21 protein-coding genes are annotated in these 20,247 nt (G+C 69.0%); 10 read left to right on the top strand and 11 right to left on the bottom strand.

Annotated features, from left to right (window positions below):
• Positions 1-88 precede the first annotated feature (88 nt).
• The 3 genes from BUE16_RS08935 to BUE16_RS08925 all read left to right on the top strand — a co-directional run bounded on the left by BUE16_RS08935 (position 89) and on the right by BUE16_RS08925 (position 1,783).
• Positions 89-394 carry a DUF7130 family rubredoxin-like protein gene (locus tag BUE16_RS08935; RefSeq protein ID WP_073308742.1) on the top strand — a complete coding sequence of 102 codons (306 nt, stop codon included), beginning with the start codon at positions 89-91 and terminating at the stop codon, positions 392-394.
• A 90-nt stretch (positions 395-484) separates the two neighbouring features.
• The gene (locus tag BUE16_RS08930; protein WP_073308740.1) at positions 485-778 is read left to right on the top strand and encodes a DUF7130 family rubredoxin-like protein; all 294 of its coding nucleotides are present in this window, start codon (positions 485-487) and stop codon (positions 776-778) included.
• 78 nt (positions 779-856) lie between these two features.
• Positions 857-1,783: a ketopantoate reductase family protein gene (locus tag BUE16_RS08925; protein WP_073308738.1), complete on the top strand. Its 927-nt coding sequence runs from the start codon at positions 857-859 to the stop codon at positions 1,781-1,783.
• Between the two features lie 111 nt (positions 1,784-1,894).
• Here BUE16_RS08925 and BUE16_RS08920 read toward each other — a convergent pair whose 3' ends face one another.
• The 7 genes from BUE16_RS08920 to BUE16_RS08885 form a co-directional block, all read right to left on the bottom strand.
• The gene (locus tag BUE16_RS08920; RefSeq protein WP_073308737.1) at positions 1,895-3,478 is read right to left on the bottom strand and encodes a sulfatase; all 1,584 of its coding nucleotides are present in this window, start codon (positions 3,476-3,478) and stop codon (positions 1,895-1,897) included.
• A 501-nt stretch (positions 3,479-3,979) separates the two neighbouring features.
• Positions 3,980-4,366 carry a NifU family protein gene (locus tag BUE16_RS08915; RefSeq protein WP_073308735.1) on the bottom strand — a complete coding sequence of 129 codons (387 nt, stop codon included), beginning with the start codon at positions 4,364-4,366 and terminating at the stop codon, positions 3,980-3,982.
• A 62-nt stretch (positions 4,367-4,428) separates the two neighbouring features.
• Entirely contained in the window at positions 4,429-4,764 is a 336-nt protein-coding gene (locus BUE16_RS08910) for a DUF5783 family protein (protein ID WP_073308733.1), read from the bottom strand.
• Positions 4,765-5,563: 799 nt separating this feature from the next.
• Entirely contained in the window at positions 5,564-6,190 is a 627-nt protein-coding gene (locus tag BUE16_RS08900; RefSeq protein ID WP_073308729.1) for an RAD55 family ATPase, read from the bottom strand.
• A 207-nt stretch (positions 6,191-6,397) separates the two neighbouring features.
• Positions 6,398-6,868 (bottom strand): hypothetical protein, encoded by a 471-nt coding sequence (locus BUE16_RS08895; protein ID WP_073308726.1) that lies wholly within the window; start codon positions 6,866-6,868, stop codon positions 6,398-6,400.
• Positions 6,868-7,563, bottom strand: a complete 696-nt coding sequence (locus BUE16_RS08890; protein ID WP_073308724.1) for an RAD55 family ATPase — start codon at positions 7,561-7,563, stop codon at positions 6,868-6,870. Before BUE16_RS08890 ends, BUE16_RS08895 begins: the two co-directional genes overlap by 1 nt.
• Before the next feature lie 192 nt (positions 7,564-7,755).
• A complete protein-coding gene (locus tag BUE16_RS08885; RefSeq protein WP_073308722.1) occupies positions 7,756-8,208 on the bottom strand; it encodes a chemotaxis protein CheW in 453 nt (150 codons plus the stop codon).
• A 140-nt stretch (positions 8,209-8,348) separates the two neighbouring features.
• On the opposite strand from BUE16_RS08885, the gene cheB reads away from it, so the two are divergent.
• Genes cheB through BUE16_RS08860 form a run of 5 tightly spaced genes read left to right on the top strand, consistent with a single transcriptional unit; the run spans position 8,349 to position 14,671 of the window.
• Positions 8,349-9,461, top strand: coding sequence for a chemotaxis-specific protein-glutamate methyltransferase CheB (gene cheB, locus BUE16_RS08880; protein ID WP_073308720.1), 1,113 nt, complete (start codon positions 8,349-8,351; stop codon positions 9,459-9,461).
• Positions 9,458-11,713 (top strand): chemotaxis protein CheA, encoded by a 2,256-nt coding sequence (locus tag BUE16_RS08875; protein WP_073308718.1) that lies wholly within the window; start codon positions 9,458-9,460, stop codon positions 11,711-11,713. Before cheB ends, BUE16_RS08875 begins: the two co-directional genes overlap by 4 nt.
• Positions 11,710-12,537 carry a CheR family methyltransferase gene (locus BUE16_RS08870; protein WP_073308716.1) on the top strand — a complete coding sequence of 276 codons (828 nt, stop codon included), beginning with the start codon at positions 11,710-11,712 and terminating at the stop codon, positions 12,535-12,537. The genes BUE16_RS08875 and BUE16_RS08870 overlap by 4 nt, the downstream gene beginning before the upstream one ends.
• Positions 12,537-13,763 (top strand): HEAT repeat domain-containing protein, encoded by a 1,227-nt coding sequence (locus BUE16_RS08865; protein WP_073308714.1) that lies wholly within the window; start codon positions 12,537-12,539, stop codon positions 13,761-13,763. The genes BUE16_RS08870 and BUE16_RS08865 overlap by 1 nt, the downstream gene beginning before the upstream one ends.
• Complete coding sequence (locus BUE16_RS08860) at positions 13,760-14,671, top strand: CheF family chemotaxis protein (RefSeq protein WP_268762488.1); 912 nt, start codon at positions 13,760-13,762, stop codon at positions 14,669-14,671. Before BUE16_RS08865 ends, BUE16_RS08860 begins: the two co-directional genes overlap by 4 nt.
• Before the next feature lie 39 nt (positions 14,672-14,710).
• Here BUE16_RS08860 and BUE16_RS08855 read toward each other — a convergent pair whose 3' ends face one another.
• The 3 genes from BUE16_RS08855 to BUE16_RS08845 all read right to left on the bottom strand — a co-directional run bounded on the left by BUE16_RS08855 (position 14,711) and on the right by BUE16_RS08845 (position 17,453).
• Positions 14,711-15,577 carry a CheF family chemotaxis protein gene (locus BUE16_RS08855; RefSeq protein WP_073308712.1) on the bottom strand — a complete coding sequence of 289 codons (867 nt, stop codon included), beginning with the start codon at positions 15,575-15,577 and terminating at the stop codon, positions 14,711-14,713.
• A gap of 119 nt (positions 15,578-15,696) precedes the next feature.
• Complete coding sequence (locus BUE16_RS08850) at positions 15,697-16,902, bottom strand: cation:proton antiporter (protein ID WP_073308710.1); 1,206 nt, start codon at positions 16,900-16,902, stop codon at positions 15,697-15,699.
• Entirely contained in the window at positions 16,902-17,453 is a 552-nt protein-coding gene (locus tag BUE16_RS08845) for a cation:proton antiporter regulatory subunit (RefSeq protein WP_073308708.1), read from the bottom strand. Before BUE16_RS08845 ends, BUE16_RS08850 begins: the two co-directional genes overlap by 1 nt.
• A gap of 142 nt (positions 17,454-17,595) precedes the next feature.
• Here BUE16_RS08845 and hisA point away from each other — a divergent pair, with 142 nt between their 5' ends.
• A complete protein-coding gene (gene hisA / locus BUE16_RS08840) occupies positions 17,596-18,318 on the top strand; it encodes a 1-(5-phosphoribosyl)-5-[(5-phosphoribosylamino)methylideneamino]imidazole-4-carboxamide isomerase (RefSeq protein WP_073308706.1) in 723 nt (240 codons plus the stop codon).
• 300 nt (positions 18,319-18,618) lie between these two features.
• Positions 18,619-19,209, top strand: a complete 591-nt coding sequence (gene hisB / locus BUE16_RS08835; RefSeq protein WP_073308704.1) for an imidazoleglycerol-phosphate dehydratase HisB — start codon at positions 18,619-18,621, stop codon at positions 19,207-19,209.
• Between the two features lie 51 nt (positions 19,210-19,260).
• Here hisB and BUE16_RS08830 read toward each other — a convergent pair whose 3' ends face one another.
• A complete protein-coding gene (locus tag BUE16_RS08830) occupies positions 19,261-19,902 on the bottom strand; it encodes a hypothetical protein (protein ID WP_073308702.1) in 642 nt (213 codons plus the stop codon).
• Positions 19,903-20,247 lie beyond the last annotated feature (345 nt).

The raw sequence follows: 20,247 nt of genomic DNA, 5'->3' as shown, positions 1-20,247 counted from the left end.
CATTCGAGAGCGATTCGGAACGCGATCGGAACGCGACGGATCGCCGATTCGCGGGATAGGTTAACACGATGAGAGACGTACAGCCTCCATGGCCACCGAACAACGCGAAGGGGTGGAGTTGGCGGACATCTCGGCCGGACAGTCCGTGTACGACGCCGACGGCAACGAACTCGGGACTGTTCGCGGCGTCGACGACGCCGGCTTCTACGTCCTCGCCGGCGAGGAGACCGGGGCAGTGACGCTCGATGAGGCCCGCGACATCTTCGGCAAGGCGTACGTGATGTGGCGCTGTTGGGAGTGCGGAGCGATGGGCCAGATCGAAGGCGACCTCCCCGAGAGCTGCCCGGACTGCGCCGCCTCGCGAGAGGAACTGTACTACTGGGCCGAGGACTGACTCCACCCGGGAGGCAGCGCCACTCAGCGATCGCCGCCGTTCCAGCGACCGCCCGCCGAGTTTATCGTGCTCGCAGCGAAACTGTCACTTATGAGCGATGAGCGACCAGCGATCGGCGTCGGCCAGCGCGTGTACACCGAGTCGGGGAGGGAACTGGGCACAGTTCGCGGGTTCGACGAGGGCGGCTTCTACGTGAGCACGCGCGAGGGAATCGTCTCGCTGTCTATCGAACACGAGCGGACGGGCCACGAGTTCGGCGAAGGCGAGTTGATGTGGCGCTGTTCCGACTGCGGCGAGATGGGTGACCTCAGCGACGGCATGCCGGAGGCGTGCCCGAACTGCGACGCAGCGCGTGAACAGATTTACTACTGGATCGAAGACTGACCGGAGACCCACGACTCGACGGATATCGACCGAGGCCGCGACCGAACCGCTCTTTTCGTCTCCCGCGCACCCGCAGGCATGGAGATCGTCGTGTTCGGCGCTGGCGCGCTCGGGAGTCTGGTCGGCGGGATGCTCGCCCGCGAGCACCAGGTCACGCTCGTCGCACGCGACCCGCACGCCCGACGGATTGCGGGACAGGGGCTGCGCGTCGTCGGCGACCTCGACGCGCACACCCGACCGCGGGCGACGACCGATCCCACGTCCGCGGATCTGACCTGCGACCTCGCGCTCGTGACGGTGAAGGCGTACGACACGGCGACCGCCGCCGAATCCCTCGCGACCGGCGACCCCGCGCTCGTCTGTGCGCTCTCGAACGGCCTCACGGAGGAGACGCTCGCGGAGCGCCTCGGCGACCGCGTGATCGCGGGATCGGCCACCTACGGGGCCGAACTCGTCGGCCCGGGCGAGGTCCGCTGCACGGGCGTCGGGCGGATCCACGTCGGCGAGTTCGCGGACGCCCGCCTCGCGGAGGACGGCGACGCCGCGAGCGACCGGGCCGAGCGCGTCGCCGCTGCGTTTCGCGAGTGCGGACTCGCATGCGAAGCGGACCCCCGGATGTCCCGCCGACGCTGGGAGAAGCTCGCCGTCAACGCCGGTATCAACGCCGTGACCGCGCTGGCGCGCGTGCCCAACGGCGCGCTCGCAGACGAGCCGGGTCGCGCGGTCGCCCACCGCGCCGCCCGTGAGGCGGCCCGCGTGGCCCGCGTCGAGGGCGTCGCCCTCAGCGACGAGGAGGCCGTCGACGCCGTCGACACCGTCGTCGCGGAGACCGCGGCCAACCGCTCGTCGATGCGTCGGGACGTGGAGTCGGGGAGCCGGACCGAGGTCGACGCGATCACCGGCGCCGTCGTCGACCGTGGCCGCGACCGCGGCGTCGACACTCCGACGAACCGGACGATGGCGGATCTGCTGCGGACATGGGAGCGGGATCACAACGGGGGGTGAAACGGGGAGCTTGGAGTCCGGTGACGATGCGCCGATTCGTCGACTCTGCTAACGGTTTTTCAGAAAGCGTGTTCGTTCGAATATCCAACAGACGGGAGTAGGAATCGGAGCTTACTCGACGTATCCCAGATCGCGGAGTCGCTCGGTCGCCTCGTCGTCCATCTTGTCGAGCGAGTCGTCCGTCACCGCGCCGTCGGCGGCGTCGGTCCACGCGCCGCCGGCGGCGGTCTCGAACTCGCCGAGCCGGGACTCGGCTTCGGCGATGCGGTCGTCGTCCTCGTCGCTGCCTGCGGCGCCGGCGACGTTCCGCTCCTCGGCGGGGTCCTCGTCGATCCGGAACGCCTCGTCCGGGATCCGGTCGATACGGACGTACTTCGCGTCCGTCGAGCGGGCCGCGCGCATCCGCGAGTAGAACCGGGAGTCATCGGGGAGTTCGATCCCCGCGCTCGACGCCTTCTCCTCCAACTGTTTCAGCTCCACGACGGGGCGCGAGTACTCCACGAAGCCGAAGTCGCCGTCGGGTGAGGCGCGCTGGCCGGGGTCGCGGTCGGCATCGTCGACGCCCGCGAACTCGCGGTAGTCGGCCGACAACAGCGATCTGGTGCGGTCGAGCGCGACGGCCTCCTCGTCGGCGGCGGCGGCGGGGACGCCGCCCTCGACCCCGAGCGTGTCGAGGACCGTGTGGTAGGTGTCGAGCAGTTCGACGGTGTCCTCGCGGCGGCCCCCGTTCAGGTCGGGATGTTTGACCATGAGCGGGACGTTGATCAACTGGTCGTACAGGCAAAACTCGTGGCCGTAGAGGTCGTGTTCGCCGTGGAGTTCGCCGTGGTCGGCGCAGACGACGACAGCGGTGTCCTCCCAGCGATCGGTCTCCTTGAGCCACTCGAACAGCCGGGTGAGCTGGTCGTCGATGTGGGCGATCTCCGCGTCGTAGAGCCCGCGAATGGCCTCCCACTCCTCGCTGTCGATGTCGCGAGCGCCCGCGTTGTACTCCTTGGAGTTCTGGCACACCGCGGTCGAGTCGACGCCCGGCGCGTACTCGTCGACGTACTCCTGAGGCGGGTGATACGGCAGGTGTGCGTCCATCAGGTTGATGAACGCGAACCAGTCGTCGCCGTCGGCGTCCGCGTCGTCGACGAACGACTTCGTGCGGTCGATCACCGCCGGCGTCTTCGAGTCGGCGCCCTCGCCGCTGGCGAGGTACTCGTGGGCGACGTTGCCCAGCGAGACGAGTTTGTCCGCGACCGTCCGGAGCCCGTCGTTGTCGTTCATCGCCTTCCAGGCGCGCGCGAGCGGCCCCGAGAGGAAGTCGCCGGGCATCACCTCGAAGAAGTTGTCCTGGTCGTCGAAGCCGTCCGTGAGATGGGTATAGGGCGTGATCCAGGCGTTCGAGGAGTAGCAGGCCGTCCGATAGCCCGCCGCCGAGAGCGTCTCCGCCAGCGTCGTCGCTCCCTCCAGATACGGGTTCTCCTGGTCGGCGCCGTGGCGGTGCGGGTACATCCCGGTGAACAGCGACGCGTGCACGGGGAGCGTCCACGGCGCGGGCGCGACGGCGTTCTCGAAGACCGTCGCCTCCTCGCTGAACGCGTCCAGCCCCGGCGTCGTCCCCCCGTCGTAGCCGTACGGCCCGAGCCGATCCTTCCGAACCGTGTCGAGCACGACGAACAGCACGTTCTCGGGCGAGTCGTCGCTCATGTCCTCCGGATTCCCCTCGCCGGTAATCCCTCTTCTGGTCTCTTCAGCGAGAGACGACGGTGCGTACAGGGTCGATCCGGCCATTCGATATCGCGTTATTCGGTGTATAGATGGGATCGAACGCATGCCGGTGGACAGTATGGATCGTGGCGAGACAGCCCTCTCGAATCGAAATACGGAGAAACAGCGAAGAGAATCGAAGCGGTACCGCTCCTCGGCAGCGCGGTCGCTCCGGGAGACGCGAACGGAAACCGACCGCGAGAACGAACGTGGGTCGTCGCTCAGACAGAGTTTCGGAGGATGGGATCTGATGCGTGGCTTATTTTCACACTGTCATCAGATAGATAGGCTTTCATCTGTCGATTAGGGTCAAGTCACGGAGTATGTCGTTTAGAAACGTTTTCTGAGTGATAGAAATGTCGAACCACAAGACTGCTCCTGTTTCACAGATTTAACACATGAACAGAAGGCACACATCAAAACCATCCTCCGAGGTTGGGCTCAGAACGGCGCCTGCGGCCCTTCGTCTTCCTCGCCGTCCGAGGAATCACCGGGGAACGAAGGGGACATCCCGGCGTCGGAGCTACCCATACCGCCGAGGTCGCCGTCGGCGCCCGATCCCATGCCGGTGTCGGCGACGACCTCGTTGATCTCGGGTATCTCCTTGGTCATACGCGATTTGATCGCCTGGATCGTCATCGGCGAGATGCCGCACCCGGAGCAGGCGCCGCCCAGCGAGATGTGGACCTCGCCCGTCTCGCGGTCAAGGTGCTGGATGGCCGCGCTGCCGCCGTGCATCTGGATCTGCGGGAAGTTGCGGCGCAGGAAGTTCGTCACGCGCTCGCGCAGTTCGTCCTCGCCGCCGTCGTCCTGAGAGTCGGCGCTCATTACGTGTTGGTTGGCGGCACGAGGGTTTCAACCTTGTGCTCGCGGGGGTACAGTGTGCCGATTCAGTCGACAGCGGGCGGTTCAACGTCGAACACCCGGTACAGCTCCGACTCGATCTCGGTCACGTAGCGGTCGAGCGTCTGCGCGAGCTTGTCGTCGTCGACGGCGATGGCGGTCAGTCGATCTGTGGGGTTCTCGGGGAGCTCGACGCGGAACGTCTCCGACTCCTCGTCGTAGAACGGTTCGGACTCGTTGAGGATCTGCTGGTCGATGCCGTGTATCAGCTCCGAGTCGAACTGGTCGTTCATCGTCTCGAACGCGTTCTTGTACGCCCGCTGAAGCTCCGGGAAGTAGTTCGCGTACTTGTCTTCGAACTGCTCGGGGTCGAACTCGGCCATTATCGGACGATTAGCGGGCGGAGGTGTAAGCCCGACGGTCGGTCGCTGTAAATCGAATAACGCGATATGGAATTGATGGAGCCGTCGCCCCACAACCTCGGAGGATGGCTTTGATGTGTGCCTTCTGTTCATATGAAGGACCTGTGAAACAGGAGCTGTCTTGCGGTTCCGTAATTTTATCACTCAGAAAACTTTTCTGAGCGACATACTCCGCGACTGCAGCCTAATCGCCGGACGAAAAACTATCCATTCACAGACCACGTGAAAATAAGGCACGCATCAAAATCCAAACTCCGAAACTCTGGTCGCCCCACTCGTCGGAGCACAGCCTGGCTTTTTATTGGCCTGTCGGCGGAGCGACCCGTGAAGACAGCCAACGCCGGGGGTGAGTCGTAGTGGAGTGCAGGGAACTGATCGTCGGTGGACTCCGTGGGTGTGTCCTCGCTGCTGGCTGTCTCGGACTCGGCGCGAAGCCGATTTCCATCTCGATATTCGATCGAACGGAGCGCTCACAGCAACTTGCGGTCACGGTGACGAACACACAGACTGGGAACACGCAACTGTCGGAGCAGCTCGAGATGGGCTCCGACACGGGCGAACACCTGGGGCTCGATCGATGACGCGGCGTCGCGTACGCCGCCGTATTCAACGTTGTGGGTGGTGAGCGTGTAGAGATCGGACTCAGCCCTCCGACGAGTGCCGTCGAAATCGACATCGAAGCGGGTGAGAGATAACGTATCAGGCGACGGTGTCGTAGGTACTGCGCAGAGAAACTGCGGTAGTCCCCGAACTGCCTCGGTCAGAACGTCGTCCACGCCGTCGCCGCCTGCGTGCGGTTGCGGACGCGGAGCTCGCGGGCGCCGTCCTCCTCGCGGGTGTTGACTACGGTGTCGAACGGCTCGTACATCGTGTGGAGCGTCTGCTCGTCGTGCATGGTGGAGTTGATCACGGCGATCGTCGTCCATCCCTCACTTTGCGCCTGCCGGGTGAGCACCCGCACGAACTGGTAGACATCTTGGGGGTCGAGGTACATCAGCAGCTCCGACAGCGAGTTGATGCCGACGGCGACGGTTGCGTCCGTGTCGCGGAACGCCTCGTACAAGTCGGTGAACTTCATCCCGATGTCGGTGATGTTCTTCGGTGAGGAGGCATACCTGACGAGTTCGTCGTCGAGGAGATCGCCGCCCCGCTGCTTGGAGACGCAGTCGACGACTCCCACGGACTCCGGGGCGACGCCGGCCGCGTCGGCGTAGTCCGCGCGCACCTGCTCGGCAGGGTCGCCGGTGGTGATGAGGACGCCGCGCTCGCCAGCCTCCGCCAGCAGACGGAGCATGAGCGCGTACTTGCCAGTCATGGGCGGACCGGCGATGAGGAGACTCTCGCCTCCGCCACCGCCGTCGAGTGACAGCGGTGCGTCCTCCAGCATACGCGTGAGGATGCGTCGGGCAGCTAAAACCTTTGTCCAAACCGACGGGAACGGGAGCTCGGATCGGTAGAGGCTCACAGGTCGTCACCGTCGCTGGCGGCTGCGGAGGCGCCGACTGCGGTCGGCGAAGCGTCCGCTGATCCGACAGCGTCGCAGTCGGTCGGGCGGTGGCGCCGAGCCGGTGCCGGCGGTGTCGCCGACACCACGCTACGGTCCCCCGTCGGTGTCGTCGTTCCCGGGCCCCGATCCGAGCAGCGACGGGAAGCCGGGCGCGCCGAAGCCGGTACCGCCCTCGAGCAGTCCCGCGCGTTCGAGCGCCGCCGGGAGCTCGACTGCCGTGATCGGCCGGTCGATCGGCGAACCGGAGACGATATCGTCGCCGTCGTCGAGCCCGGCGGCGCCTGCCGGGGCCGCCCCCTCGACGAGTTGGTCCCAGACGGCGTCGCCGTCCGTCGCGTCGCTGTCGGCGTGAACGACCGCTGCCTCGTGTTTCCCCTCCTGGTAGGCGAGGTCGATGATGCTGCGGTCGTAGGAGGTGTCGAGCGCCGCTCTGAGGCGGTCGAACTCGTCACGGTTCTCGTAGCCGAACGCGGCGGCGACGCCGAGCGCGTACGCCCGTCGGATCGCCTCGGTGCCGGAGATGTCCTCCCAGTCGGTCCCCAGTCGGTCGGCGTACATCAGTGGGTGGCCGCCGGACCGTCGCCGACGACGAGCCCGTCGTCGGTGAAGGCGAGCGCTTGGATGTCGGTGTCCACGTCGGCGCCGCGCATCTTCACGACCTGGAGCCCGCGGCGCATCCCGTCGTCTTCCATGTAGTTGTGGAAGAAGACGACGCCGTGGGCCAGGAAGTGCTCGTCCGCATACGCCGAGGGGTCGGTCATTTCGGAGATGAGGTACGTGGTCGCGCCGGTGCGCTTGAGCGCCGAGAGAAACCGCATCGTCGTGTTGTCGGTGTCGTCGAGGAGATACCGAAGCAGCATCGTCGAATCGATGACGACCCGGTCGATGTCCCGCGACTCGATGAACGAACTGATCCGGTTGGTGACGCTGTTGACATCGCGTCGGTCGCCCGGCATCCCGAAGAACCGTTTCCCCTCCGAAGAGAAGGCGTCGAGGAAGGTGACGGATCCGGAGTCGAGCGCCTCGGCGAACCCGAACTCGTAGGCTTCCATGTCCCGTTCGAGGTCCGCACGGCTCTCGTGCATGCTGATAAACAGGCAGCGGTCACCCGTCGCGGCCCCTTCCGCGATGAACTGTGCCGAGAACGTCGTCTTCCCGCTTCCCGGCGGGCCGCAGACGACGTAGAGCCGTTCGCTGGGGAGCCCCCCGTCGACGAGGTCGTCGAACCCCGAAACGCCGCTCGAAACGCGCATACCACACTACGGCACGAGGGGTCTGATAAGAACTGCTTCCCGATACTCAGCAATGATATCGCCGGGGCGCGCAGTACCGGTTGCGTCGATCGGGGGCGAGCGCACCGGTCTGGAGTCGCTCGGAAGCCGAGGTCCGGTTCGCCCGGGCTACCTTGTCTCCAGCCGTGAGTCACTCCGTTTTCCGGACGCGAGTCACTCGGTTCGCGGCTCGACCCAGACGACGAACCGATCGTCGCCTTTCACGATCCCCCGGACGGAGTCGTCGCCGGCGGTCGTCGCCTCGTCGACCTGGTCGGCGGCCACGTCGCGCACCTGGAACACCTCGTCGACGACCCAGCCGACGGTGCCGCCGTCGTCAACTTCCTCGGGATCGAAGACGATGATCCGCTCGCGAGCGCCGGTGCCGGTGACGCCCAACAGCGTCTTGGGGTCGATGATCGTCGTCGTCTTGCCGCGCAGGTCCATCACGCCCTCGACGTGTCGCGGCGAGTTCGGGATCGCCGTGAGGTCGCCCGCGTCGACGATTTCGTCGATGTAGGCGATGTCGAGACAGTACGTCTCGTCGCCGAGTCCGAACTCCAGCACCTGCGTCGTCTCCTCGGCGACGACGGTCTCCCCGTCGGCCGCGCGCTGACTGCTTGCCATACATCCGATCCCAGGATCCGCTCGCTTAACCGTAGCGCACGAGCTATCAGCCATGAAATTCGGGACGGTGAGTTCAATAACGGCGTATCGGTAAGCAAGGACATGATTCGAGACGCCGCACGGCCGGCTGGGGGTGCGCCGTGAGCGCGCGGGTGCCGCGGACGGTCGTGGTTGACGATTCGCGGTTCATGCGGGGACTCATCGCGGACATCCTGGAGTCCGGCGGCGTGGAGGTCGTCGGCGAGGCCGGGGACGGCCGCGAGGCGCTGTCGGTCGTCGCCGAGGTCGACCCCGACGTGGTGACGATGGACGTGGAGATGCCCGAGATGAACGGGATCGAAGCCGTCGAGCGGCTGATGGCCGAGAACCCCACGCCGACGCTGATGCTATCGGCGTACACCGCCGAGGGCGCCGAGGAGACGTTCGCGGCGCTGGACGCCGGCGCGGTCGACTTCTTCGCCAAGCCCGGCGGCGAGGTGTCGATGGGCGTCTCCCGGATGGAAGAGCAGCTCGTGGAGACCGTCCGGTCGGTCGCCGGGGCCGACCTCTCAACGGCGGGGCGTCGCCGCCGGAGCGACGCGGCCGCAGCGGCCGCGAGCGCCGGCGGCGCGACGCCGGCGTCGACGAGCGCGTCGGACCCGGCGAGCCCCTCCGGGGGCGCGACCGGGGCCGACATCGAGCCGAACACGACGCTCATCATCGGCTCCTCGACCGGCGGACCGGACGCGGTCGAGCGGGTCGTCTCCGCGCTCCCCGGCGAGGCCGACCTCCGCGGCGTCGTCGTCCAGCACATGCCCGAGGCGTTCACCGGGCGGTTCGCGACCCGCCTCGACGACGCCTGCGAGCTGTCGGTGCGGGAGGCCGAGGACGGAATGCGCCTGGGACGCGGCGAACTCGCGGTCGCGAAGGGCGGTCACCACCTGGAGATCACGAACGCGCGAAACGGCCGCCTCCGGCTGACGGTGATCGACGAGGAGCGCGGGGAGGGCGTGCGCCCGTCGGTGAACGTCACGATGCGGTCGGCCGCCGACGTGGTCGACGACCCGCTGATCGGCGTGATCCTCACCGGGATGGGGGGCGACGGGAGCGACGGCGTGCAGGCGCTCTCGCGGATCGGCGCCCGCGTGCTCGCGCAAGACGAGGAGTCCTGCGTGGTGTACGGGATGCCGAAGCGCGCCGCCGCGACCGGCGCGGTCGACTCGGTGCTCCCGCTGGGCGACATCGCCGCGGGCATCACGGGTGAGCATTCATGAGCGAGGCGCACATCCGCGCGTTCGTCCGCGAGTCCGAGGAGGGGATCACGGAGCTGAACAACTCCCTGCTCGCGCTGGAGTCGGACCCGGACGACCCGGAGGCGATGGACGCCATCTTCCGGACCGCCCACACCCTGAAGGGGAACGCCGCGGCGATGGGGTTCGGCGACTTCTCCGGGCTCGCGCACGCGATGGAGGACCTGCTCGATGAGGTCCGCGGCGGCGACATAGCCGTCTCGGGCGACCTGATGGACCGCCTGTTCGAGGCGGTCGACCTGCTCGACGCGATGCTCGGGGAGATAGACGACTCGGGCGACACGAGCATCGACCCGACCGGCGTCGAGGAGGACCTCCGGACGATGGCGGAGGAGGGCGTCGACTCGCTCGACACCGACGGCGTCTCAGGGACAGACGACGGGACGGACGCGAGCACCGGGACGGACTCGGCCGACGAAGGCCCCGACGCGAACGCGGAAGCCGATACTGCCACCGGCGGCGACACCGGGAGTGACGACGGCACGGAGCCCGTCGATCCGGCCCTCGACCACGGCCTCGCTCCCGGCGACGACGAGGGCGTCTACCGCGCTCGCGTCGACCTCGGCGACGCCGACATGCCCGGCATCGACGCGATGTTCGTGCTGGAGGCCGTCGAGGACGGCTTCGCTGGGATGGCCTGTGACCCCGACCGCGACGCGATCGAGGAGGGCGAGTTCGATGGCACCTTCGACCTGTACGTCGTCGCCGACGCCGGCGCAACGGTCGACGCCGGCGTCGGTGCGGTGAGCCAAGTCGACGCGGTCGACGTGGCCGCGGTCGAACCGGCGCCCGGCGACGACGCGAGCGGGACGATCGACGGCGCGGTCGACGCGGCCGACGCTTCGGAGGGCGGAGACAACGCGGGCGGCGACGCGGCCTCGGACGCCGCAGGAGACGACGATGACGGCGAACGCGACGACTCGTCCGGTTCCGCCGGGGGCGGCGGGTCCACCTCGTCCTCGTCGGACAACATCTCATCAGTCCGAGTCGACGTGGAGCAGTTGGACGACCTGTACGGGCTGGTCGAACAGCTCGTGACCAGTCGGATCAAGCTCCGCCGCGAGATGGAGGAGGCAGACATCGACTCCGACAACCTCGACGAACTGGACAAGATCTCGACGAGCCTCCAAGACACGGTGATGGACATGCGGCTCATCCCGCTGTCGGCGGTCGTCGACACGTTCCCGCGGCTCGTGCGCGACCTCGCGCGCGACCAAGAGAAGGACGTGAACTTCGACATCGACGGCCGCGACATCGAGTTGGACCGCACGATCCTCACCGAGATCCGCGACCCGCTGGTCCACATCCTCCGCAACGCCGTCGACCACGGCATCGAGCCGCCCGCGGAGCGCGAGGCGGCCGGGAAGGACCCGACCGGCACGATCGAGCTCCGGGCCGACCGCGAGCGCGACCACGTCACCATCGTCGTCGAGGACGACGGCGGCGGGATCGAGGCCGACGCCCTGCGCGAGAAGGCCGTCGAGAAGGGCGTCAAATCACGCGGGGAGGTAGAGGCGATGTCCGACGCGGAGGCGCGCGAACTCGTCTTCCACCCCGGCTTCTCCACCAACGACGAGGTGACGGACGTGTCCGGCCGCGGCGTCGGCATGGACGTGGTTCGGACGACGGTGAAAGATCTCGACGGGAGCGTCACGCTCGACTCGACGCCCGGCGAGGGGACGCGCTTCGAGATCAAACTCCCCGTCACGGTCGCCATCGTCCGCGTGATGTTCGTCGAGGTCGATGGCGTCGAGTACGGCGTCCCGATCAAGAACATCGCGGAGGTGAGCCGCGCCGACGGCGTCGACGTGGCCCACGGCGACGAGGTCGTCCGCCACGACGACGATATCTACCCGGTGATCCGACTGAGCGAGGTGCTCGGCACCACCGGGGCGGCCGGCGGTGGTGGAGTCGGAGGCGGCACCGGCGGCGCGCTCGCCGACGGCGGGGTCGACGACGCGGACGGTCGGAGCGCGGGCGCCGACGCGGTCGGCGCAGGCGACGCGAACGAGGGTGACGGCATGCTCCTGCGAATCCACGAGGAGAAGCGCCCCGTCGCGCTCCACTGCGACGACGTGCTCCACCAGGAGGAGGTCGTCGTGAAGCCGCTGGAGGGGATCCTCTCGGGGATCCCCGGTCTCTCCGGGACGGCCGTTCTCGGAGACGGCGACGTGGTGAGTATCCTCGACGTGGAGACGCTCGGGGGGCGGCGATGAGCCGCGCGCGCGGCGGCGACGCCGGCGACCTCCAGGGGGTCATCGACTTCGTCGAGGACCGCGTCCCGTTCGAGCCGGGGTACTACAACGAGGCGTACCTCGGGCGGCGGATCGCCGCGCGGATGCAGCGGCGCGACGCCGACGACCACGCCGAGTACCGCGCGATCCTCGAGGACGACGACGAGGAGCGCGAGGCGCTGCTGGACGCGCTCACAATCAACGTCACCGGCTTCTTCCGCGACCCCGACATGTGGGCGGACCTGCGCCCGGTGCTGCGGGATCTCGCCGAGGAGAACGGGCGCGCCGGCGTCGACGTGTGGAGCGCCCCCTGCGCGGACGGCCGCGAGCCGTACTCGCTGTCGATGCTCGCGGCCGACGACGACGAGGTCGACGAGCGCCGGCTCCGGATCACCGCCGTCGACATCAGCGAGGAGGCGCTCGACGCCGCCCGCGCGGGCGTCTACGAGACGACGCGAACGACGGATATCGAGGAGGAACTGTCGCCGCTGTCAGATCCGAAGACCTACGTCGAGCAGGAGGAGCGCGTCTTCCGCGTGCGCGAGTCGGTGCAGTCGCGGGTCACGTTCGAGCCGTACGACCTCATCCGCGACGGGCCGAAGGCCGACATGGACCTCGTCTTCTGTCGCAACCTCCTCATCTACATCGACAGCGAGTACAAGGGCCGGCTGTTCGAGACGCTGCGCGACTCGCTGCGGCGGGGCGGCTACCTCGTGCTCGGCAAGACCGAGACGGTGCCCCCGGAGCTGCGCGACGAGTTCGAGCCGGTGGCCAAACGCAGCCGCATCTACCGGTACACGGGATAATGTCACTGTACACGCTCGCCCGCGACGGGGACATGGAGCAGCTCACCGACACCGCGAAGAACAGCGACAGCGCCGCGGTGCGGCGCCGGGCCGCGGAGATGCTCGGCGACGTGGGTGACCCCGAGGACGACCGGACGGTCGACGTGCTCATCCACCTCGCGCGCGAAGACGAGGATGACGCCGTCCGGGCGTCGGCCATCGACGGGCTCGACGAACTCGGCGGGAACGGGCTCGAACGCCTCATCGCCAAGGAGACCGGCGTGGACCCGAACGCGGCCGACTGGGCGGCGATCCGGGCGTTCGCGAAGGTGCTCGACGGGGCGAGCATCCCGGAGTACCGGATGGCCGCGGCGAACGCGCTGGGGCGGATGGGCGACGAGGACGCCGTCGGTCCGCTGGCGAAGCGGCTCGACGATCCCGACGCCCGGGTTCGCGAGCGCGCCTGCCTCGCGCTCGGGCGCATCGGGAACCCGCGCGCCGTCGGCCGGCTGAAGCGGAAACTCGCCGACGACAATCCGGCGGTGAAGACCGCCGCCGCCGACGCGCTCGGGACCATCGCCAGCGGGGAGGCGCTCGCGGCGTTGCTCGACCTGCTGGACGACGAGAACGTCAGCCTGCGTCGGCTCGCGGCCTCGGCGCTGGGCAACGCGAGTTCGGCGAAGCCGGTGCCGGAGCTGGCCGGGGCGCTCGCCGACGAGCACGACACGGTGCGGCGGGCGGCGGTGTTCTCGATCATCGAGCTGCTCGCGAACGCGCCGACCAAGCAGAGCCACGCGGTCCGCGACGCCGTCGTCTCCGAACTCCAGGACGCCGACGACGAGACGGTGACCGGTCCGCTCGTGGAGATCCTCGAGGACGCGACGCAGGCGCGCCAGCGCCGCAACGCCGTCTGGTTCCTCGGGCGGGTGACGAGCGCGGAGCCCCCCGATCACGTGCTCGACGCGCTGGTCGACGCGCTCGACGACGACGACAAGATGACCGCACAGTTCGCGGCAACGAGCATCACCAACCTGGAGGGACTCGCCGTCGAGTCGACGCTCATCGACCTCGTGAAAGACGACGATGCGTCGGTCGACGCGCGCGCCAAAGCGGCGTACGCCCTCGGCGACGTGGGCGGCGACCGCGCAAAGGAGACGCTCGATGCGATCACCGACAGCGACGTGGACAAACAGATACGCAAGCGGGCGTTCGCGTCGCTGTCAAAACTCGGAGGTGTTAGACAGTGAGCGACAGCAGGCAGCAAGACGGCAGTGGTGGACAGCAGGCCGGCGGCGGCGAGGAGTACAAGGTCGCGGACGCCCGCGCCAAGTTCGCCCAGGCGATGAAGGGCGGCCGCAAGCTCAACGACGTGGGGTGGACCAACGGGCGGGTGATCCTCTCGAACAAGCGGGTCGTCCTCGTCGGCAACGGCGGCAAGCGGACGATCGCGCTGTCGTCGGTGGATGGGATCGGCGGCCGCTACGACGCCAACCAGGAGATCCAGCGCGTCTCGAACTACGTCAGCCTCCGCATCGGCGACGACGTGTTCCTCGTCGCCGCCGAGGAGCACGAGGAGTTCCGCACGGACCTGTACCGAGCGTTCCTCGACCGCAAGGTGATCACGGCGCGCCACCCCGCGATCAAGGGCGGGGTCGTGCAGGACACCGAGTGGGAGCAGGCGCGCGTGAAGGTGGAGGCCGACGGGATCTCCGTCGCCCAGCAAAGCGGCGCGTTCGTCCGGCTCGAGCTCGACGACATCGGTACCCTGGAGGAGACGGAGCGGACCGTGATGGACGAGAAGGCGCCGGTCATCGAGGCCGAACACACCGACGACGAGGAGACGAGCGTTCAGACGTACCTCTCGGGCGAGCCGTGGCTCGTCGCGGTGATCAAGTCGTATCTGGGGCAGGGCCACGACCGCAACCGCGGCGCCGTCGAACTGTCCGAGTCCGAGCGCGAGGTGCTGATGGCGCTGTACTCGGGCGTCTCCTCGTTCGAGGTGCCGAACTTCCTCGGCATGGACGTCGACCGGGTGGAGGAGATCTTCGAGCGCCTCATCGAGGTGGACGTGCTGGAGGAGGTGCGCACCCGCCGCGAGGTGGCGCTGGAGCCCCGCGGCCGCAACATCGCCAGCGAGGCGATGAACGAACAGTAGGCGTCGTGAGCGGTCGGCGCCGCACCGCGACCGCACCGCTCAGGTGTTCACGTTCTCGATCCGTTGCCCGACGACCACCCGACCCTTCGCGGTGAGCTTCGTCCCCTCGTCCGTGTCGACGAGCAGTCCCTCGTCGATGAGGCCGTTGAGCAGCATGGTGAGCCGCTGTGGCTCGATGTCGACCACCTTCGACAGCGAGACGCCCGGTCCCGCGGAGTACGCCGCGACGAGCACCTCCGTCTCCTCCTCGCCGAGTTCCACGTCGGCGAGCTCCTCCTGTACGTCGGCGTAACGGAGTCGGATGTAGCGACCGAGCACGTTTGTGAGTCGCCCGGACTCCAGTCCGACTTGCGAGGTGACGGCGGTACCGTCCTCGATGTGTCGAAACGAGATGACGGGGTGGTTGCCGTTGCCCAGGTCGCGGTCCGCGCGCTCGACGGAGACGACGTTTCGCAGGTCGACCGTGAACGGCTCGGGGCACCCCTCGAACGAGAGCGCGCCCTGCGTCACGTCGAGGCGGGCCCTGTGCGCCTCCGAGTCGACGACGCGCCCGCCGACCTTCGCCGGGTGGCGTGCGAGCGCCGGCGTCCCGTTGAGCAGTACCTTGAACAGCACTGTCGCGAAGCGGTCGATGTTGGTGTCGGTGCCCTCGATCGCGGCGACGCCGCGGCGGTCGTCCGTCCGGTAGGCGACGGTGACGGTGTCGTTAAAATAGCCCGCCATCTCGGGGGGAATCTGCCCGAGCTTCACGTCGAACACCGACGACAGCGGGATCGTCTCCTTGGAGCCGTCGGCCGCGAGCACGAGTCGCCGCTGACTCAGGATGATCCGGCCGGTCGGCGGCTCGCCCTCGACGCCGGGCGCGAAGAACCGACCGACGAAGTCGGCGACGACCGTCTCGCTCATACCAGTCGACAGCGAGGCGGTCAACTTGACCGTTTCGCACCGGTGTTCAGCGGTGAAAACGGGTGGAGCCCGCAGCACCCGGTGGGGGCCGGCTCGGACGCCGCCGAGGCGCCGACTACTCACCCGTCGGCGACGCCGAGCAGCCGTTCGATCCGGTCGGCCTCGCTCATCGCGAGCGTCCCCGCGAACGCCATCACAAGCACGTATCCGACCGCGAACGCGGGGATCACCCGGGCGATCGTCGGGTCCGGCGAGGTCGCCGCCAGCGCCGCGATGATGAGCGAGAACTCCCCGCGAGCCACCAGCGCGAGGCCGGTCCGCAGCGACCGCCGGGGCGAGAGGTCGTACAGCCGGCCGCCGACGGCGCCGCTGATCACCTTCGTCGGGCCCGACAGCGCCGCGGCCGCGAGGACGAACGCGGCGACGCCGGCGACGGCGACCGGGTCGGTGTTGAGTCCGACCCACGCGAAGAACACGACCGCGAAGGCGTCCCGCAGCGGAGCGATCCGGTCGGCGACGCGATCGTGCAGCGGGGTGGCGCCGACGCCGACGCCGACGAAGAAGCCCGCGACCGCCTCGCTGGCGCCGACCGCCAGCGCCAGCCCGGAGACGACGAGCGCGACCGCCAGCGTCCGGACGACCAGGTCCTCATCGCTGGTCCCGAGGTACGGCGCGAGCCGCGGCGCGAGCAGTTGGGCGGCGGCGGCGACCGCGATGAGAAAGCCGAGCGCGACGGCGATCCGCGGGAGCGCGTCGACGGGCGAGCCGCCGGCGACGAGCGCGACCGCCAACGCGAGGTAGACGGCGATGACGAGGTCCTCGGCGACGAGCGTTCCGAGCACCGGTTCGGCCTCCGGGTCGGCGATCCACCCCAGGTCGACCAGCGACTTGGTGATCACCGCCGACGAGGAGATGTAGACGATACCGCCGACGAGAAACGCGCCCAGGGGCCCGAGCCCGAACAGCAGGCCGAGCGCGACCCCGACGGGGAAGTTCACGAAGAGGTCGACGGCGGCGGCCGCCGAGAGCTTCCGCCGGGCGTCGATGAGCCGGTCGATGCTGAACTCCAGCCCGAGGAAGAACAGCAGGAGGACGACGCCCACCTCCGCGAGCGTGAGCACCTCCGCGGGCGCGATCGACGGGAGCCCGACCGCGCCGGCGACGTGCGGGCCAACGAGTACTCCGCCGAGGACGTACAGCGGCACCGTCGGGATCCCGACGCGCCGGCCGACCGCGGCGACGAGCGTCGCGGCCGCGATCAGGACGCCGAGCGCGAGCAGGCCGTGGAGGTCTCCCACCACGGCCGCGTCCGGTCCGACCGCCATCAGTCGCGGACGGTCCCGGCGCCGTCGTCGCCCCCGTCGTCGCGGTGACCCTCATCGCCGTCGCCGGCCGAGGCGATGAACGTCGCGTGGAAGGAATCGACCTCCTCGCGCGAGCCGATGACGACGACGGTGTCGCCGGCGTGCACGCCCGCCCCGGGATCGGGGTTGGGCGTCACCTCGTCGCCGTGTTCGACCGCGATGATCGACGCGCCGGTACGCTGGCGAACGTCCGCGGCCTCGATCGTCTCGCCCGCGAGTTCGGAGTCGTCGGGCACCTCGTACCACTCGATGAGCGCGTCGCCGCCGAGGACCGTGTCGATGTTCTCGGTGGCGATCGGCTGGAAGTACGCCCCCTCGAGCACCGTTCCCACGGTCCGCGCGAGACCGTCAGGCAGCTCGAACAGCTTCTCGGCGTCGCTGTCGGCGTCCGCCCGTCGGAACACCTCGCGCTTGCCGGTGTTGTGCGTGACGACGACGAGCCGCTCGTCGCCGTGGAGTTCGATCTCGTGTTTCTTCCCGACTCCCGGGAGGTCGGACTCGTAGACCGTCATGCGTGGGTGGTGTGGGCGGTCGGAGCATAAGTACGGCGACGGCGACGGGGTCGAACGCCGGCAACGGGAACGACACCGCCGACACCGGGCCGTCCAGATCGATCGCGAACCACTTACCCCGGATCCCGACCCACCACCGTCCATGAGCCACTTCCCGGAGTTCGAGGTCATCCCGGCCGTCGACATGCAGGAGGGCGAGGTCGTCCAGTTGGTGCAGGGCGAGCGCGGCACGGCCACCCGCTACGGCGACCCCGTCGAGGCGGCCCGACGCTGGATCGACGAGGGCGCCCGGACGCTCCACCTCGTCGACCTCGACGGCGCCTTCGAGGGCGAGCGCGTCAACGCCGCCGCCGTCGACGCCGTCCTCGACGCGGTGGACGTCCCCGTCCAGCTCGGCGGCGGGATCCGCACCGCCGACGACGCGCTCGATCTCCTCGGTCGCGGCGTCGACCGCGTCATCTTCGGCACCGCCGCCGTCGAGAACCCGGGCATCGTCGCGGAGATCTCCGAGGAACAGCCCGGAAGTGTGATGGTGAGCCTCGACGCGAAGGACGGGGAGGTCGTCGTCTCCGGGTGGACGGAGGGAACCGGCCTCGACCCGGCGGAGGCCGCCGGTCGTTACGAGGACCTCGGCGCGGGCGCGATCCTGTTCACCGACGTGGACGTGGAGGGACAACTGGAGGGGATCAACCGCGAGCAGGTCGAGCGCGTCGTCGACGCCGTCGACATCCCGGTCGTCGCCTCCGGCGGCGTGACGACGCTTGACGACGTGCGTGCGCTCCGCGAGGCCGGCGCCGCGGCGGTCGTCGTCGGCACCGCGCTGTACGAGGGGCGGTTCACCCTCGCCGAGGCGCAGTCGGTCTGAGGCCGGCGCCGAGCGACGCTCACGCGCACAGCCGCCGCGAGGCGTACGCGACCGCCAACCACCCCGAGCAGGAGTCCGCCCGCGGTCGCCGACGAGAGCGAAACCGAGCCGCCGGCGAACGCGAGGGCGGCCGGCAGTTCCCCCTTCATACGAGACACTGTCACGCTCGGATCGACTTGAAACCCGGTCGAACGGGCGTCGGACAGCCGGCGGACGAACACGCCGAGGAGAGGGATTCGCGCGGCCACCTCGACCGCCCGAGCCGGAACCGTCTTGCCCGGCGGCGCCGACGCCTCGGCCATGAGCGACCGCACGGTAGCCGTGAGTCGGGAGACGGCCGAGACTGATGTCGATCTCACGCTCGCGATCGACGGCGACGGCGACAGCGAGGTCGACACCGGCGTCGGCTTCTTCGACCACATGCTGACGGCGTTCGCCACGCACGGCCTGTTCGACCTGACGGTCCGCTGCGACGGCGACACGCACGTTGACGACCACCACACCGTCGAGGACGTGGGGATCGCGTTGGGCGAGGCGTTCGCGGAGGCGCTGGGCGACAAGCGCGGCATCCGCCGGTACGCCGACCGGCGCGTCCCGCTGGACGAGGCGGTCGCCGGGGTCGTCGTGGACGTGAGCGGCCGGCCCTACTTCGAGTTTGTCGGCGAGTTCTCCCAGGAGGAGGTCGGGGAGATGGCCAGCGACATGGCCCGGCACTTCGCGTACTCGCTGGCGATGAACGCCGGCCTGACGCTGCACGCCGAGGTCGAGCGCGGCGTCAACGCCCACCACGAGGTCGAGGCGCTGTTCAAGGCGCTCGCCCGGGCGCTCGACGACGCGACCCGCCTCGACGAGCGCCGCAGCGACACGCCCAGCACCAAGGGCGACCTCTGACGCGCCGGCTGGCCGCGGCCGCGGCTCGACCCGGCGCAGCTCACCCCTCCACTACCCCTTTATTAACTGGCCGTTCTCCTCGGCGAGGATCCCCCGCTCGATCGCGTAGTCGAAGATCTCGCGGACCTCCCGGTCCTCCAGGTCGTAGGCGCCAGCCGCGAACTCCGCCACCTCGGCGCGCTCGACGGGGAACTCGCGGTTGTTGAGGAACCGCATCACCGTCCGGAAGTTCGCCGGCTCCTCCCGCGGCGAGTCCGCCGCGGTCGGTTCCTCGGTCGCGTCGTCGTCGGCCGCGGTGACATCCGCCGCGGTGTCGCCTTCGGAGTCCGTCGCGCTCGGCTTGGGGTCGGGTCCCTCGGCGGTCGCCGCGCTCCCGGAGACATCGATCGCGATCCCCGAATCCTCGTCGGACTCGTCGGCGTGGTCGCCGTCGTCGACAGCGTCGGCGGACGGGTCCGCCGTCGGCGAGGAATGGCCGGCCGCGTCCGCGGCGAACGACGGGCCGGGAGCGGACGCCTCGCCGGAACCGAGGCGGTCGAGAAGCGGGGCCACCACGTCGTCGAGCGTCTCCCGACAGGAGTCACAGAGGACGACGCGCACCTGTTCGTCGAAGGAGGGGCCGAGTTCCGCGGGCAGGACCTCGTACGCGCCCGCCGCCGTCCCCCCGCAGAAGTCGCAGTCGAGTTCGCGCACGTCCGAAGATCGGGGGGGGGCGACATGGGCGTTGCGGGCGAGGTGCGAGCGCAGCGAGCACCTCGAAAGCGAACGGCGACCGGGGGGAGCCGTGAGCAGGGCGAGGTGCGAGCGCAGCGAGCACCTCGAAAGCGAACGGCGACCGGGGGGAGCCGTGAGCAGGGCGAGGTGCGAGCGCAGCGAGCACCTCGAAAGCGAACGGCGACCGGGGGGAGCCGTGAGCAGGGCGAGGTGCGAGCGCAGCGAGCACCTCGAAAGCGAACGGCGACCGGGGGGAGCCGTGAGCAGGGCGAGGTGCGAGCGCAGCGAGCACCTCGAAAGCGAACGGCGACCGGGGGGAGCCGT

This window comes from Halobaculum gomorrense (assembly GCF_900129775.1).
GTDB lineage: Archaea > Halobacteriota > Halobacteria > Halobacteriales > Haloferacaceae > Halobaculum > Halobaculum gomorrense.
Note: the sequence above shows the minus strand (reverse complement) of the source record. Positions and strands in the feature narration are given on the sequence as shown.

Bases quoted from the DNA above. Each gene is read 5' to 3' on its own strand.
- BUE16_RS08910 (WP_073308733.1), bottom strand. From the start codon at position 4,764: ATGGCCGAGTTCGACCCCGAGCAGTTCGAAGACAAGTACGCGAACTAC.
- BUE16_RS08915 (WP_073308735.1), bottom strand. From the start codon at position 4,366: ATGAGCGCCGACTCTCAGGACGACGGCGGCGAGGACGAACTGCGCGAG.
- BUE16_RS08920 (WP_073308737.1), bottom strand. From the start codon at position 3,478: ATGAGCGACGACTCGCCCGAGAACGTGCTGTTCGTCGTGCTCGACACG.
- BUE16_RS08930 (WP_073308740.1), top strand. From the start codon at position 485: ATGAGCGATGAGCGACCAGCGATCGGCGTCGGCCAGCGCGTGTACACC.
- BUE16_RS08925 (WP_073308738.1), top strand. From the start codon at position 857: ATGGAGATCGTCGTGTTCGGCGCTGGCGCGCTCGGGAGTCTGGTCGGC.
- hisA (WP_073308706.1), top strand. From the start codon at position 17,596: ATGAGCCACTTCCCGGAGTTCGAGGTCATCCCGGCCGTCGACATGCAG.
- BUE16_RS08870 (WP_073308716.1), top strand. From the start codon at position 11,710: ATGAGCCGCGCGCGCGGCGGCGACGCCGGCGACCTCCAGGGGGTCATC.
- BUE16_RS08885 (WP_073308722.1), bottom strand. From the start codon at position 8,208: ATGGCAAGCAGTCAGCGCGCGGCCGACGGGGAGACCGTCGTCGCCGAG.
- BUE16_RS08900 (WP_073308729.1), bottom strand. From the start codon at position 6,190: ATGCTGGAGGACGCACCGCTGTCACTCGACGGCGGTGGCGGAGGCGAG.
- BUE16_RS08895 (WP_073308726.1), bottom strand. From the start codon at position 6,868: ATGTACGCCGACCGACTGGGGACCGACTGGGAGGACATCTCCGGCACC.
- BUE16_RS08845 (WP_073308708.1), bottom strand. From the start codon at position 17,453: ATGACGGTCTACGAGTCCGACCTCCCGGGAGTCGGGAAGAAACACGAG.
- BUE16_RS08855 (WP_073308712.1), bottom strand. From the start codon at position 15,577: ATGAGCGAGACGGTCGTCGCCGACTTCGTCGGTCGGTTCTTCGCGCCC.
- BUE16_RS08935 (WP_073308742.1), top strand. From the start codon at position 89: ATGGCCACCGAACAACGCGAAGGGGTGGAGTTGGCGGACATCTCGGCC.
- BUE16_RS08875 (WP_073308718.1), top strand. From the start codon at position 9,458: ATGAGCGAGGCGCACATCCGCGCGTTCGTCCGCGAGTCCGAGGAGGGG.
- BUE16_RS08865 (WP_073308714.1), top strand. From the start codon at position 12,537: ATGTCACTGTACACGCTCGCCCGCGACGGGGACATGGAGCAGCTCACC.
- hisB (WP_073308704.1), top strand. From the start codon at position 18,619: ATGAGCGACCGCACGGTAGCCGTGAGTCGGGAGACGGCCGAGACTGAT.
- BUE16_RS08890 (WP_073308724.1), bottom strand. From the start codon at position 7,563: ATGCGCGTTTCGAGCGGCGTTTCGGGGTTCGACGACCTCGTCGACGGG.
- BUE16_RS08850 (WP_073308710.1), bottom strand. From the start codon at position 16,902: ATGGCGGTCGGACCGGACGCGGCCGTGGTGGGAGACCTCCACGGCCTG.